Origin of the sequence: Leclercia sp. EC_58 (genome assembly GCF_019584355.1) — a bacterium.
In the GTDB taxonomy this organism is placed as follows: Bacteria; Pseudomonadota; Gammaproteobacteria; order Enterobacterales; family Enterobacteriaceae; genus Enterobacter.
In genome coordinates, this window is sequence record NZ_VDAM01000001.1 from 1,560,541 (window position 1) to 1,573,959 (window position 13,419).

Here is a 13,419-nt window from a genome sequence, read left to right on the forward strand (position 1 = left end):
AATTACATCATGCTTAAAACGCTATCGATTCGTACCGGCTTGCTTTCGTTACTGGCCGTTATGACCCTTCTGCTGCTGCTTGTCAGCGGTATCGGCATTTATGCCCTCACCCAGAGCTCCTCCTCTTTGCAGCGCATTAACCATCTTCAGGGCGAACAGCTGGTGCAGCTCAACTCGGGCTACACCCTGATCCTGCGCGCGCGCAACGAGGCGGGGCAGGCCGTCCGCATGATGGAGGTGGGGCTGCTGGATGACGCCACAAAATCGGTGAAAAACATCAATGACGAACTCAAACAGGCGCAAACCACGCTGAAAAGCGTGATCGATAGCGGGGTAAACGATCCCGAAGGTGAGGCGCTGCTGAAGAAAGTTGCCGCGAGCCTCGCCGCCTATAATGCTGAGGGGATCGTGCCAATGCAGAACGCCCTGAATGCGCAGAATGCCGATGACTATTACGATCTGCTGGAGAACCGTCTGGTGCCGGTAGCGCGTCAGTTTGATAACGATATGCAGGCCTTCCAGGCCTGGAGCGACAGCCGGGGCAAAGCTGAAGTCGCCGCGGTGCAGGCGAGTAAAAGTCGGGTGATGCTGCTAATCATCGTCGCCGCGCTGCTGACCGCGGGCATTATCGTGCTGGCGTGGCTGGCACTGCGCCATATGCTGCTGAAGCCGCTCTCCTCCTCTATCGCCCAGCTTGAACACGTGGCCGCCGGGGATCTGACCCACGCCCTGACCACTCCCGCAAGCCAGGAGTTTAACCGTCTCAACGCCGCCATTGAGGGAATGCGCCAGTCGCTGATGGGCTCGGTGCTGCGGGTGCGTGACGCCAGCTCGCAGATCGATACCGGCAGCCGGGAGCTGACCGCAGGCAATATGCACCTTGCCCAGCGTACAGAATCGACCGCCACCTCGCTGGAGCAGACCGCGGCCAGCATGGAAGAAATCACCGCCACGGTGAAGCAGAACGCCCACAACGCCGAGCAGGCGCATCAGGTGGCGAAGACGATGTCAGATACCGCTGACCGCGGCAGCGAGATGGTCTGTTATGTCATTGAGAAGATGCGCGATATCTCCGGCAGCGCCGATCGTATCGCCGATATTCTCAGCGTGATCGACGGTATCGCCTTCCAGACCAATATTCTGGCGCTGAATGCCTCGGTGGAAGCCGCCCGCGCGGGTGAGCAGGGGCGCGGCTTTGCGGTGGTGGCCGGTGAGGTCCGTAACCTCGCCAGCCGTAGCGCCGATGCGGCAAAAGAGATCCGCACGCTCATTAGCGATTCGCAGGCGCACGTCAGCGAAGGCAGCGAACTGGCGCAGCAGGCGGGGGAAACCATGGACGAGATCGCCAACGAGGTGATGCGCATGACCCGCCTGATGCGTGAGATCGCCAATGCCTCGCACGAGCAGAGCCGTGGTATTGAGCAGGTGAATATTGCGGTCAACCAGATGGACGAAACCGCGCAGCAAAACGCGGCGCTGGTCCAGCAATCGTCCGCCGCGACGCGCTCGCTGGAAGAGCAGTCCCGCGAGCTCATCGAGGCGATGTCACTGTTTAAGCTGTCGTCGCAACAGGCGTAGCCTTATCGTCTTCCGGCGTCGGGAGGCTTTCCGCGCCAGCCGGGGTGCTGGCGATATGGTCATGAATGGCGCCCAGCAGCTTTTCCATCTCGGCGGTCAAGCGCAACGCATAAGGCGTTGGCTCAAGAAACAGACCCTTGCGGGTAAACAGCGGCTCATTAAACAGCATGCCAAAGCGTTTCAGGGCCAGGCTGACTGCTGGCCTGGACATCTCAAGACGTGAAGAGGCTTTGGCCATGCTCCCGCACCTGACGACTTCAATAAATACCGGAATCAGATTGAGATCGATGCCAGTGGATGAGCGAGAGAGGTTTTTCATATCGGCTGATTTCCATTGAACGCTATTTGAACGCCGTCATGATGACGCATTGATTCAGCGGGTTACAGCAGCATTTTTATATAGTTTTATACCAACAAAGATATAAATGTTTGGAAAAACAAAAGGGGCCGAGCGGCCCCTTTTGGTCAAACTCAACAATCAGGCATCCGGAAATTCACGGATAAAGCGTTCCACGTCGTCAACCATATGATCGTTGCCAACGAAGAAGGAACGGCGCTGGTGCAGGCTTTCAGGAATGATATCCATAATCCGCTCTTTGCCGTCGCTGGCTTTACCGCCCGCCTGTTCGGCGAGGAAGGCCATTGGGTTGCACTCATACAGCAGGCGCAGCTTACCTTCCGGGTGGCTGGCGGTGCTTGGGTAGAGGTAGATACCGCCCTTCAGCAGGTTGCGGTGGAAATCCGCCACCAGGGAGCCGATATAACGCGAGGTATAAGGGCGCTGGGTCGATTTATCCTCTTCCTGGCAGAATTTAATGTACTTCTTCACCCCGGCCGGGAATTTAATGTAGTTCCCTTCGTTGATGGAGTAAGTGCTGCCTTTCTGCGGGAAGCGCATGCGCTCCTGGCACAGGCAGAATACACCCAGCGACGGATCGTAGGTAAAGGCATGGACGCCGCAGCCGGTGGTGTAGACCAGCATGGTGGAGGAGCCATATACCACATAACCCGCAGCAACCTGCTTATTGCCCGGCTGCAGGAAATCTTCTTCGGTGACCGGCGTGCCGACAGGGGTGACGCGACGGTAAATGGAGAAAATGGTGCCGACAGAGACGTTAACGTCGATGTTGGAGGAGCCATCCAGCGGATCCATCAGGACGACATACTTGGCGTGTTCACACCCTTCAAAGACGACGATTTCATCTTCTTCCTCGGAGGCGATCCCCGCAACGATGTCGCGTGCGCGCAGTGCAGCTTTCAGTTTTTCATTCGCGAACAGATCGAGTTTCTGTTGAACTTCGCCCTGCACGTTTTCAGCACCGCTGGCACCCAGGATATCGACCAGTCCGGCTTTGTTGATATCGCGATGGATGATCTTGGCGCCCAGCTTTATTGCCGACAACAAAGCAGTGAGCTCACCGGTAGCATGCGAGAACTCGTGCTGCTTTTCGACAATAAATTCACCTAACGTTTTCATAACACTTTCCCTGCATTGGATGTTGAGTAAAGTTGTTGATGCCCAACAATCTTAACAAACTTTCAAATTGTCGCGCAGAGGTGAATCGCGCCAGCTTGCTACAGATTTTCCTGAAATGCATTTCTCTGCTGCTGACATATGCGTAAAATGTGCGCCACATTGAAGAAGGATAGTGACGTATGCGCATTCATATATTGGGGATTTGTGGCACTTTCATGGGCGGCCTGGCTATGCTGGCGCGCGCTCTTGGCCATGAGGTGACAGGTTCGGACGCCAATGTGTATCCGCCGATGAGCACGCTGCTGGAAAACCAGGGCATTGATCTGATTCAGGGCTACGACGCCAGCCAGCTGGAGCCGCAGCCGGATCTGGTGATCATCGGAAACGCCATGACCCGGGGTAATCCCTGCGTAGAAGCCGTGCTGGAAAGGAATATTCCCTACATGTCAGGGCCGCAGTGGCTGCATGATTTCGTTCTGCGCGATCGCTGGGTGCTGGCGGTGGCGGGAACCCACGGCAAAACCACCACCGCCGGTATGGCGACGTGGATCCTCGAAGCCTGCGGCTACAAGCCGGGCTTTGTGATTGGTGGCGTACCGGGGAACTTTGACGTTTCTGCCCGTCTGGGCGAGAGCCCGTTCTTTGTTATTGAGGCGGACGAATATGACTGCGCGTTCTTTGATAAACGCTCCAAGTTCGTTCATTACTGCCCGTGCACGCTGATCCTCAACAACCTTGAGTTTGACCACGCGGACATTTTCGACGACCTGAAAGCGATTCAGAAGCAGTTCCACCACCTGGTGCGCATCGTACCGGGCCAGGGACGCATCATTCTGCCGGAGAACGACATTAACCTGAAGCAGACCCTGGCGATGGGGTGCTGGAGCGAGCAGGAGCTGGTGGGCGAGCAGGGCCACTGGCAGGCGAAAAAGCTCACCAATGATGCCTCCCGCTGGGAAGTGTTGCTGGATGGCGAAAAAGTCGGGGAAGTGCAGTGGGCGCTGGTGGGCGAACACAACATGCATAACGGCCTGATGGCGATTGCCGCGGCCCGTCATGTGGGCGTCTTGCCTGCCGATGCGGCCAACGCGCTGGGCTCCTTTATCAATGCCCGTCGTCGTCTTGAGCTGCGCGGCGAAGCCAATGGCGTGACGGTGTATGACGATTTTGCCCATCACCCGACCGCGATCCTCGCGACGCTGGCTGCCCTGCGCGGCAAAGTGGGCGGCACGGCACGCATTCTGGCCGTACTGGAACCGCGCTCCAACACCATGAAGATGGGGATTTGCAAAGACGATTTAGCCCCCTCTTTAGGTCGCGCGGACGAGGTCTTCCTCCTGCAACCGCAGCACATTCCGTGGCAGGTGGCGGAAGTGGCCGAAGCCTGCGTCCAGCCTGCGCACTGGAGTGCCGACGTGGATACGCTGGCGGAGATGGTGGTGAAAACCGCGCAGCCGGGCGATCACATTCTGGTGATGAGCAACGGCGGGTTTGGTGGGATCCATCAGAAACTGCTGGACGGTCTGGCGAAGAAAGCAGAAGCAGTGGCGTAAAAAAAAGCCCGGTAGCGTTAACGCTGACCGGGCTTTTTTTGTAGGCCGGATAGGCGTTTACGCCACCATCCGGCAAACAGCAAGTAAGATATTAACCTTCGGCTTCCGCCAGCTCGCGCAGATACTGGAAAATCAGACGTGCAGACTTCGGCGGCTTGTTCGCCTCTTTCTCTTTTTTCGCGTTACGGATCAGAGAGCGCAACTGCTGGCGATCGGCGTCCGGCCACAGGTTCAGCACTTCCGGTACGGCGTCATCGCCCTGTTCAATCAGACGATCGCGGATCTGCTCCAGCTTATGGAACAGCGCAACCTGCTGGTTGTGGCGGTTTTTCAGCTTATCCAGCGCCTGGCGAATCGGCTCTACGTCGCGCTGGCGCAATAATTTACCAATCAACTGAAGCTGGCGGCGGCGGCCCTCTTTCTTGATGCGCTGTGCCAATTCGATGGCGGCACGCAGATCCGGGTCGAGCGGGATTTTATCCAGCGCATTCTTACCCAGCTCTACCATCTCCGCACCAAGCTGTTTTAACTCTTCGGCGTCGCGTTTAATTTCACTTTTACTGACCCAGATGATCTCATCATCTTCGTCTTCGATGTCATCACCGGGAACGTCGTCGAGCCAGTCTTCGGGCTGCTTAGTCATGTCAGGCTCCTTAAAAAAAGAGGCTAATGTTACCAGTTTAGACGCGTACTGAGAAACGGTTCTCTGTTAGACTTCAGCTAACTACACCTTACATTATGGCATTTACGATGAAAGTGATCTCACAAGTTGCAGCGCAGCGTAAAGCACTGGAAGAGGCCGTCTCCATGGCCCTGGAGCTGGCGTCAGCGAAATCGGACGGGGCAGAAGTCGCCGTCAGCAAAACCACTGGCCTGAGCGTCAGCACCCGTTATGGCGAAGTGGAAACCGTTGAATTTAATAGCGATGGCGCGTTAGGGATTACTGTTTATCACCAGAACCGTAAAGGCAGCGCCTCCTCTACCGATTTAAGTCCTGACGCCATTGCGCGGACCGTGCAGGCGGCGCTGGATATCGCCTCCTACACCTCTCCAGACCCCTATGCCGGGGTGGCTGACAAAGAGCTGCTGGCCTTTGAGGCCCCGGATCTGGATCTCTTCCATCCGGCGGAAGTGACCCCGGACGAAGCCATTGAGTTCGCCGCTCGCGCGGAGCAGGCCTCCCTTAATGCCGATAAGCGTATCACCAATACCGAAGGCGGCAGCTTTAATAGCCACTACGGCATTAAAGTCTTTGGCAACAGCCACGGCATGTTGCAGGGCTATTGCTCCACCCGTCACTCTCTTTCCAGCTGCGTGATTGCCGAAGAGAACGGCGACATGGAGCGCGATTACGCCTATACCATTGGCCGCGCGATGGGCGATCTGCAGACGCCGGAGTGGGTTGGGGCGGAGTGTGCAAAACGCACCTTATCCCGCCTGGCTCCGCGTAAACTCTCTACCATGAAAGCACCGGTTATCTTTGCCAATGAAGTGGCGACCGGGCTGTTCGGGCATCTGGTCGGCGCGATTGCCGGCGGCGCGGTCTACCGTAAATCCACCTTCCTGCTCGATGCGCTGGGAACGCAAATCCTGCCGGAGTGGCTGACCATTGAAGAACACCCACACCTGCTGAAAGGACTGGCCTCCACGCCGTTCGACAGCGAAGGCGTGCGCACCGAGCGTCGCGATATCGTCAAAGAGGGCATCCTGACCCAGTGGCTGCTGACCAACTACTCCGCACGCAAACTGGGGCTTAAGAGCACCGGCCATGCGGGCGGTATCCACAACTGGCGCATTCCGGGCCAGGGCCTGAGTTTTGAGCAGATGCTGAAAGAGATGGGCACCGGGCTGGTAGTCACCGAGCTGATGGGGCAGGGCGTGAGCGGCGTCACCGGCGACTATTCGCGCGGGGCGTCTGGCTTCTGGGTGGAAAACGGTGAGATTCAGTATCCGGTGAGCGAAATTACCATTGCCGGTAACCTGAAAGATATGTGGCGCAATATCGTGACGGTGGGCAACGATATTGAAACGCGCAGTAATATCCAGTGCGGTTCCGTTCTGTTACCGGAAATGAAAATCGCCGGTCAGTAATACCCGTCATACTTCACGCCGCAGATGCGTTGGCTGCGCGCGCTCACCCCGGTCACTTACTTATGTAAGCTCCCGGGGATTCACGCGCTTGCCGCCTTTCTGCAACGCGAATTATTTAGGGTATTAGTCGGTTTTTTTAATAATAAAAAGGAAGTGAGCAATGCGTAAAACCCTGTTAGCTATCCTCGCAGCGTCATCGCTGGTCATGAGCACCCCGGTCTTTGCCGACCTTGAAGACAATATGGACACCCTCAGCGAAAACCTGAAAGTTGTGCAAAAAACCGATAACGCGGCGGAGATGAAAGAGGCGTTAACCAAAATGCGTACCGCGGCGGTAGACGCGCAAAAAGAGACTCCGCCAAAGCTGGAAGGCAAAGCGGAAGATAGCCCGGAGATGAAAGATTTCCGCCATGGCCTTGAGACGCTGGTGGGCCAGATTGACGGCGCGCTGAAGCTGGCGAACGAAGGCAAAGTGAAAGAGGCCCAGGCGGCAGCCGATGGCTTTGTTACCACGCGCAATACCTATCACAAAAAATACCGTTAATGGGTGCCTGAGCCTTACGTCCTTGATACACTCATGAAATGCAGGGGGATTGTACTCCCCCCGCATACTCGCTCTACTCCTTGCCAGAGTTGCAATCCAGTCGGGCAGTCACCTCCAGTGAACCTTTGCGATAGCTAATTTCGCAAAGGTTTCGCCGGGTTATCAGTGTGAGCAGGATTGCTGTTATTGCGGCAATCGTTGTTACTCTGATAATAAGTTTTGTGCTTTTCATGGATGCCTCCTTGCTTTTAAAGCGGGCGAGGTAGCGAACTCCACGTGTTCGGACGTGTCGTTTCGAGCCCCCGCCCTGATTTTTCGTCAGGCGGGGCTTTCCACTTCCCGTCCCATGCATGAGACGGTCAGTCTCAAGCACCCACGGCCACTCTAACGAATCCTCATAAGAAAACCTTATCCAGCTCACACTTCTACGAGTCTGCTCGTAAACTTTTTCACTTCCACAACGTGGCTTTTGCCATTCAGGAGCGTGATATTCATCACGTTAGGCCAGCGAAAAATCGTTATTCAGCGCAATTATGTGGCACAGATCACTGGTGCCGCTCTCCTTTCCACTTCGAAGTGGAAAACAACTCGCTACAAACCCCTGACACCCGGCGTTAGTTTTATCCCAGAGCCAATAACGGGGTAAGACGAGTGATTAACGGAACGGTAATAAACGACACTGGAGACCAGGCGGCGCAAACTGAACAGCTGGCCGACACCATGCTCAGGCAGATTTTCGCCCTGCTTAGTCATCACCACATTATCCCCAATGCCGTTCAGGAGCAGATGCTGACCTCCCACGTTCGCGCCATGGCGCACCGGTCGGTAACCGGAGAGCCGTTGCCGGAGGTCGAGGCTGACCTGTTTGACGAAATTTCACCAGAATCCATGCGACTTGCCCGTGAAGTGGTGGCGCAGTTTGGCAATCTTCCTGATGAAGAAGCCTGGCTGCTCTCCGTTCATTTCGAAGTCGCCAAAGACAACCTTTAAGGAGCACATCATGGAACAAATTACAGTGGTCATCGGCGATCGCCTGGGTAAAGGCCAGAAGGTTGCAGCAGGCGTTGAAAAAGCGGGTGGCCGTGCGGTCGTGGTGCCGGGCATGGCGGCAGATATGAAGCTGGGCGACGTGATGAAGGCGGAGAACGCCACCTTCGGTATCTCCTTCTGCGGCAGCGGCGGCGCGGGCGCTATCACCGCCCAGACCAAATATGGCTACAAAGCGAAGTACGGCATGCGCTCGGTCGATGAAGGCGTCACCGCCATCAACGAAGGCTGCAACGTGCTCGGCTTTGGCTTTATGGATAAAGAAGAGCTGGGCGAGCGTCTGGTTCAGGCGTGGCAGAAGAAGCACGGCGCATAAGCATGAAAGAACAGTTCACCACCACGGTGAGAGTGAAGGGCAAGGGCGACGCCAAAGCGCGCGCCTTTGCCGACGCGCTGAACCATGTTCAGGCCGCGGTGATGAAAGCATCGCCGCATATCTTACTGCGTATTGAGCCACAGGATGTGCAGGTTGTTCAGGCGCAAGAAGCGGTGCGTAAAGAGGCGTTTCTGTTCTTCTTTTTGCGCCGGGAAAGACGCACCTACAGCGTGGAGCTGGACGTGACCGTCAACGTGACTGCCATCAATCTGGACCAGGTGGACTTTGTCACGCAACGCTGATTCTTACTAATAGGGCAGACGAATGTTCCTGATAATTTTAATAAAATCGCTCATCATCGGCGGCCTGGTTGGCGTCGGCGTTGGGGCCGGGGCTGCACGCATGTTTCATGCGCCTACCACACAGGGTATGGGCGCTTTTCGTACGTTGGGGGAGCTGAACTCCTGCGAGGGGGATCCGGCGTCCCACTTCTCCTTTGGGTTAGGCTTCTTCTTTAACGCCTGGGCCTCGTCGGTTGCGGCGGGTTCCTTCACCCAGGACGTTGATCACCGCATCATCCCGAACTGGGGTGCCGCGGCGCTGATGATCAAAAACCGCAACGTCGGCGAGACGCTGCACGATCCCCGCAAAATGGCGATCGCCTGCGGCGTGATCGGCATGATTGTCGTCACCTTCCTGAACCTCACCGCCTCCTCCGTTCCGGCTGCGTTGCAGGTCACCGCCGTTAAGGTGCTGGTGCCGGCGGCAAACCTGCTGGTTAACACCGTGATGCCGGTGATCTTCTGGCTGGCGGCCATCGACGCGGGTAAAAAATCGGGCTTCTGGGCCACCGTCTTTGGCGGCGCGGCGCAGCTGATTATGGGTAACGCCGTGCCGGGTCTGGTGCTGGGTATTCTGATCGGTAAAGGGGTGGAAGAGAGCGGCTGGAACCACGTCACCAAAGTGATGATGGCGGCCATCGTTCTGCTCTTCGTGCTGAGCGGCTTCTTCCGCGGCTTCGACATGAAGATGATCGAATCCTTCCATCTGACCGTGCCGAACTGGCTCGACATGATCCACAACTCGCTCAGCGGCAAGTAACAGGAGCCTCTAAATGGAACAGAATAAAGGTTTTTGGTATGCCGACTGGTCGTTCCCGATCTTTGTTGGCCTGCTCTCCTCCGGCGTCTTCGCCGGGACACACATGTATTACCTCTACGGCATCGGCGCCTTTAACGAAGTGGCCTTCGTGGCGATGCTGAAAGCGGGCATCGATACCGGTGCCTACGGCGCGGTGGCGGCGTTCGGCGCCAGCTTCCTGTTCGCCCGTATTATCGAAGGCTCCCTGGTGGGGATTCTGGATATCGGCGGGGCGATCCAGACCGGCGTCGGCTTAGGCGTGCCGGCGTTGCTGCTGGGGGCGGGCATCATGTTCCCGGTGACCAACTTTATCGCCTCGCTGGCAACCGGCCTGGTGATTGGCCTGGCGATTGGCTACGTCATCATTCTGGCGCGTAAGTTCACCATCAATCAGAGCAACTCCACCTACGGGGCAGACGTGATGATGGGCGCGGGTAACGCCTCCGGCCGCTTCCTCGGGCCGTTAATTATCCTCAGCGCGATGACCGCCTCGATCCCAATCGGCATCGGTTCCCTGCTGGGCGCACTGCTGTTCTATATCTGGCAGAAGCCGATTACCGGTGGCGCCATCCTCGGCGCAATGCTTTTGGGCTGGCTGTTCCCGGTCGCCCTTTAATACCCGCGGGCGCTTCGGCGCCCGTCTTCTCAGGAGAACCCCATGTTTGATTTACTCCTGCGCCGTGCGCGCTTCACCGACGATACCCTGACCGATATCGCCATTCAGGACGGGAAGATCGCGGCGGTTGGCGACATCACCGATCCCGCACAGCACACCGTTGAACTCAACGGTGACACGTACGTCAGTGCAGGCTGGATTGATTCCCACGTTCACTGCTACCCGAACTCGCCGATTTATCACGACGAGCCGGACAGCGTCGGTATCGCCACCGGCGTCACCACCGTGGTGGACGCGGGCAGTACCGGGGCGGACGACGTGGATGATTTTTACGCGATCACCCGCAAGGCCACAACCGAGGTCTTTGCCCTGCTGAACATCTCCCGCGTGGGGCTGATTGCCCAGAACGAGCTGGCAAACATGGCCAATATCGACGCCGACGCGGTAAAGCAGGCGGTGAAGCGCCACCCTGATTTTATCGTCGGCCTGAAAGCGCGCATGAGCAGCAGCGTGGTGGGTGAGAATGGCATTACGCCGCTGGAACGTGCGAAGGCCATCCAGAGAGAGAACGGCGATCTGCCGCTGATGGTGCACATTGGCAACAACCCGCCAAACCTCGACGAAATCGCCGAACTGCTGAGTTCAGGCGACATCATCACCCACTGCTACAACGGCAAACCGAACCGCATTCTGACCCCCTCCGGGGAGCTGCGCGCCTCCATCACCTCCGCCCTGAAGCGCGGCGTGCGGCTGGACGTGGGCCACGGCACGGCGAGCTTCAGCTTTGAGGTGGCGAAACGCGCCATCGCGATGGGCATTCTGCCGCACACCATCAGCTCGGATATCTACTGCCGCAACCGCATCAACGGCCCGGTAGGTAGCCTGGCGAGCGTGATGTCGAAGTTCCTCGCCATCGGCATGTCGCTGCCGCAGGTGATTGAGTGCGTCACCGCCAACGCGGCCGAGGGCCTGCGCCTGACGCGCAAAGGCCGCATTCAGCCGGGTTTCGACGCCGATCTGACGCTCTTCACCCTTAAGCGCCAGCCAACACTGCTGGTGGATGCCGAAAACGACAGCCTGCAGGCTGAAAACATTCTGGTGCCGCTTGCCGCGATCCGCGCGGGCAAGGGCTACATGACCGAACAAGGGAGCACGGAACATGCCTTCAATTTTTGAGAAATATAATTTAAAACAGGTGATTAACACCTCCGGGCGCATGACGGCGCTCGGCGTCTCCACCCCGCGCCCGGAAGTGGTGCAGGCTGCAATGGACGGCATGAACCAGTACTTCGAGATGAAGGATCTGGTGAACAAAACTGGTGAATACATTGCAAAACTGCTGGATGTGGAAGGGGCAACCGTCGTCTCCTGCGCCTCGGCGGGCATCGCCCAGTCGGTGGCGGCGGTGCTGGTGAAGGAGAGCGACTGGCTGCTGGAGAATCTCCACGTCACCCCGATTGAGAACAATGAGATCGTCCTGCCGAAAGGCCACAACGTGAACTTTGGTGCCCCGGTGGGCACCATGGTGGCGCTGGGCGGCGGCAGGCTGGTGGAAGCGGGCTACGCCAATGAATGCTCCGCCGATCAGCTGGCGGCGGCGATCACCCCGCGCACCGCGGCGATCATGTACATCAAATCCCACCACTGCGTGCAGAAGAGCATGCTCAGCGTCGAACAGGCGGCGGTAGTTGCGCGTAAACACGACCTGCCGCTGATCGTCGATGCCGCAGCGGAAGAGGATCTGCACACTTACTACCGCGCCGGGGCTTCTCTTGTTATCTACAGCGGCGCGAAGGCGATCGAAGGGCCCACCAGCGGGCTGGTGATCGGCAGAACCCAGTATGTGGAGTGGGTGAAGCGTCAGACGGCGGGCATTGGCCGGGCGATGAAGGTGGGTAAAGAGGGCATTCTGGGCCTCACCTGCGCCATCGAACACTACCTGACGGCGACCAAAGAGAGCGGGGCGGAGATGGTGGCGAAGATGACGCCGTTTATCGACGCGCTCAACACCCTGAACGGCGTCACCGCCCGCGTGGTGTGGGACAGCGCGGGCCGCGACATCGCCCGCACCGAGATTAAGTTCGACGAAGCCACCACCGGCGTCGGCACCGGCGATCTGGTGCATGCGCTGAAGCAGGGCGAATACGCCATCTACTTCCGCGGCTATAAAGCGAACGAAGGGATTATCGAAGCGGACGTGCGCAGCGTCAGCGCAGAGCAACTGAACATTGTCTACCGCCGCATCAGTGAAGTATTAGGCCAGGAGAAAACCGCATGAAACTGACCCCCAATTTTTACCGTGACCGCGTCTGCCTGAACGTGCTGGCCGGCTCGAAAGCCAATGCCAGGGCCATTTACGAGGCGGCGGAAGGTCATGTGCTGGTAGGCGTGCTCTCCAAAAATTACCCGGACGTGGCAAGCGCGGTGGCGGATATGTGCGAGTACGCTCAACTTATCGATAACGCCCTCTCCGTGGGGCTGGGGGCGGGTGACCCGAACCAGTCGGCGATGGTGAGCGAGATCGCCCGTCAGGTGCAGCCGCAGCACGTCAACCAGGTCTTCACCGGCGTGGCGACCAGCCGCGCGCTGCTGGGTCAGAGTGAGTCCGTGGTTAACGGCCTGGTCTCCCCCACCGGCACCGTCGGGATGGTGAAAATCTCCACCGGCCCGCTGAGCAGCGCGGCACCTGATGGGATCGTCCCGGTGGAAACGGCCATTGCCCTGCTGAAAGATTTTGGCGGCAGCTCAATCAAATACTTCCCGATGGGCGGCCTGAAATGCCGGGACGAATACCAGGCGGTGGCGGAAGCCTGCGCCCGTCACGACTTCTGGCTGGAGCCGACCGGGGGTATCGATCTGGAAAACTTTGAGGAAATCCTGCAGATCGCCCTCGATGCAGGCGTGAGCAAGATCATCCCGCATATCTACAGCTCGATTATCGACAAAGCCAGCGGGGATACGCGTCCGGAAGATGTGCGTACGCTGCTGGAGATGACGAAAAAACAGGTTAAGTAGTCCCTCACCCTAACCCTCTCCCGCCGGGGGAGGGAAACATGA

General features: G+C 57.8%; 16 protein-coding genes. 12 read left to right on the forward strand and 4 right to left on the reverse strand.

The features are described 5' to 3' along the window. Nucleotides 1–9: 9 nt before the first annotated feature. Entirely contained in the window at nucleotides 10–1,578 is a 1,569-nt protein-coding gene (locus FHC51_RS07640; protein WP_220435229.1) for a methyl-accepting chemotaxis protein, read from the forward strand. Here the strand turns inward: FHC51_RS07640 and FHC51_RS07645 are convergent. Together FHC51_RS07645 and fbp are read right to left on the reverse strand one after the other, a co-directional pair. After that, entirely contained in the window at nucleotides 1,553–1,897 is a 345-nt protein-coding gene (locus FHC51_RS07645) for a LysR family transcriptional regulator (RefSeq protein WP_220435230.1), read from the reverse strand. The genes FHC51_RS07640 and FHC51_RS07645 overlap by 26 nt on opposite strands. Nucleotides 1,898–2,056: 159 nt before the next feature. Continuing rightward, nucleotides 2,057–3,055: a class 1 fructose-bisphosphatase gene (gene fbp, locus FHC51_RS07650; RefSeq protein ID WP_103178013.1), complete on the reverse strand. Its 999-nt coding sequence runs from the start codon at nucleotides 3,053–3,055 to the stop codon at nucleotides 2,057–2,059. Between the two features lie 179 nt (nucleotides 3,056–3,234). On the opposite strand from fbp, the gene mpl reads away from it, so the two are divergent. Then, nucleotides 3,235–4,608, forward strand: a complete 1,374-nt coding sequence (gene mpl, locus FHC51_RS07655) for a UDP-N-acetylmuramate:L-alanyl-gamma-D-glutamyl-meso-diaminopimelate ligase (protein ID WP_220435231.1) — start codon at nucleotides 3,235–3,237, stop codon at nucleotides 4,606–4,608. 91 nt (nucleotides 4,609–4,699) lie between these two features. Here mpl and yjgA read toward each other — a convergent pair whose 3' ends face one another. Continuing rightward, nucleotides 4,700–5,251 carry a ribosome biogenesis factor YjgA gene (gene yjgA / locus FHC51_RS07660; protein WP_103178015.1) on the reverse strand — a complete coding sequence of 184 codons (552 nt, stop codon included), beginning with the start codon at nucleotides 5,249–5,251 and terminating at the stop codon, nucleotides 4,700–4,702. Between the two features lie 95 nt (nucleotides 5,252–5,346). Between yjgA and pmbA the strand changes: the two genes are divergently transcribed. Further along, on the forward strand, nucleotides 5,347–6,699 hold the full coding sequence (pmbA, locus tag FHC51_RS07665; protein WP_220435232.1) for a metalloprotease PmbA: 1,353 nt from the start codon (nucleotides 5,347–5,349) through the stop codon (nucleotides 6,697–6,699). A 160-nt stretch (nucleotides 6,700–6,859) separates the two neighbouring features. Then, the gene (gene cybC, locus FHC51_RS07670) at nucleotides 6,860–7,243 is read left to right on the forward strand and encodes a cytochrome b562 (RefSeq protein WP_220435233.1); all 384 of its coding nucleotides are present in this window, start codon (nucleotides 6,860–6,862) and stop codon (nucleotides 7,241–7,243) included. Between the two features lie 73 nt (nucleotides 7,244–7,316). Here cybC and FHC51_RS23160 read toward each other — a convergent pair whose 3' ends face one another. Further along, nucleotides 7,317–7,595 carry a Hok/Gef family protein gene (locus FHC51_RS23160; RefSeq protein ID WP_309236373.1) on the reverse strand — a complete coding sequence of 93 codons (279 nt, stop codon included), beginning with the start codon at nucleotides 7,593–7,595 and terminating at the stop codon, nucleotides 7,317–7,319. Nucleotides 7,596–7,894: 299 nt separating this feature from the next. Between FHC51_RS23160 and FHC51_RS07680 the strand changes: the two genes are divergently transcribed. The 8 genes from FHC51_RS07680 to FHC51_RS07715 are packed head-to-tail and all read left to right on the forward strand — an operon-like array spanning nucleotide 7,895 to nucleotide 13,377. Then, nucleotides 7,895–8,233, forward strand: a complete 339-nt coding sequence (locus FHC51_RS07680; protein WP_103823041.1) for a glycine dehydrogenase — start codon at nucleotides 7,895–7,897, stop codon at nucleotides 8,231–8,233. A gap of 10 nt (nucleotides 8,234–8,243) precedes the next feature. After that, on the forward strand, nucleotides 8,244–8,606 hold the full coding sequence (locus tag FHC51_RS07685) for an SFCGS family glycine-rich protein (RefSeq protein WP_006179053.1): 363 nt from the start codon (nucleotides 8,244–8,246) through the stop codon (nucleotides 8,604–8,606). A gap of 2 nt (nucleotides 8,607–8,608) precedes the next feature. Next, entirely contained in the window at nucleotides 8,609–8,908 is a 300-nt protein-coding gene (locus FHC51_RS07690) for a DUF4312 family protein (protein ID WP_006810338.1), read from the forward strand. A 22-nt stretch (nucleotides 8,909–8,930) separates the two neighbouring features. Further along, on the forward strand, nucleotides 8,931–9,707 hold the full coding sequence (locus FHC51_RS07695) for a DUF4311 domain-containing protein (RefSeq protein ID WP_039030609.1): 777 nt from the start codon (nucleotides 8,931–8,933) through the stop codon (nucleotides 9,705–9,707). A gap of 13 nt (nucleotides 9,708–9,720) precedes the next feature. After that, nucleotides 9,721–10,362 (forward strand): DUF4310 family protein, encoded by a 642-nt coding sequence (locus FHC51_RS07700; RefSeq protein WP_103178023.1) that lies wholly within the window; start codon nucleotides 9,721–9,723, stop codon nucleotides 10,360–10,362. Between the two features lie 42 nt (nucleotides 10,363–10,404). Continuing rightward, complete coding sequence (locus FHC51_RS07705) at nucleotides 10,405–11,538, forward strand: amidohydrolase/deacetylase family metallohydrolase (RefSeq protein ID WP_220435234.1); 1,134 nt, start codon at nucleotides 10,405–10,407, stop codon at nucleotides 11,536–11,538. After that, entirely contained in the window at nucleotides 11,522–12,640 is a 1,119-nt protein-coding gene (locus FHC51_RS07710) for a DgaE family pyridoxal phosphate-dependent ammonia lyase (RefSeq protein WP_220435235.1), read from the forward strand. The genes FHC51_RS07705 and FHC51_RS07710 overlap by 17 nt, the downstream gene beginning before the upstream one ends. Next, a complete protein-coding gene (locus tag FHC51_RS07715; RefSeq protein ID WP_220435236.1) occupies nucleotides 12,637–13,377 on the forward strand; it encodes a KDGP aldolase family protein in 741 nt (246 codons plus the stop codon). Before FHC51_RS07710 ends, FHC51_RS07715 begins: the two co-directional genes overlap by 4 nt. Nucleotides 13,378–13,419: the final 42 nt, after the last annotated feature.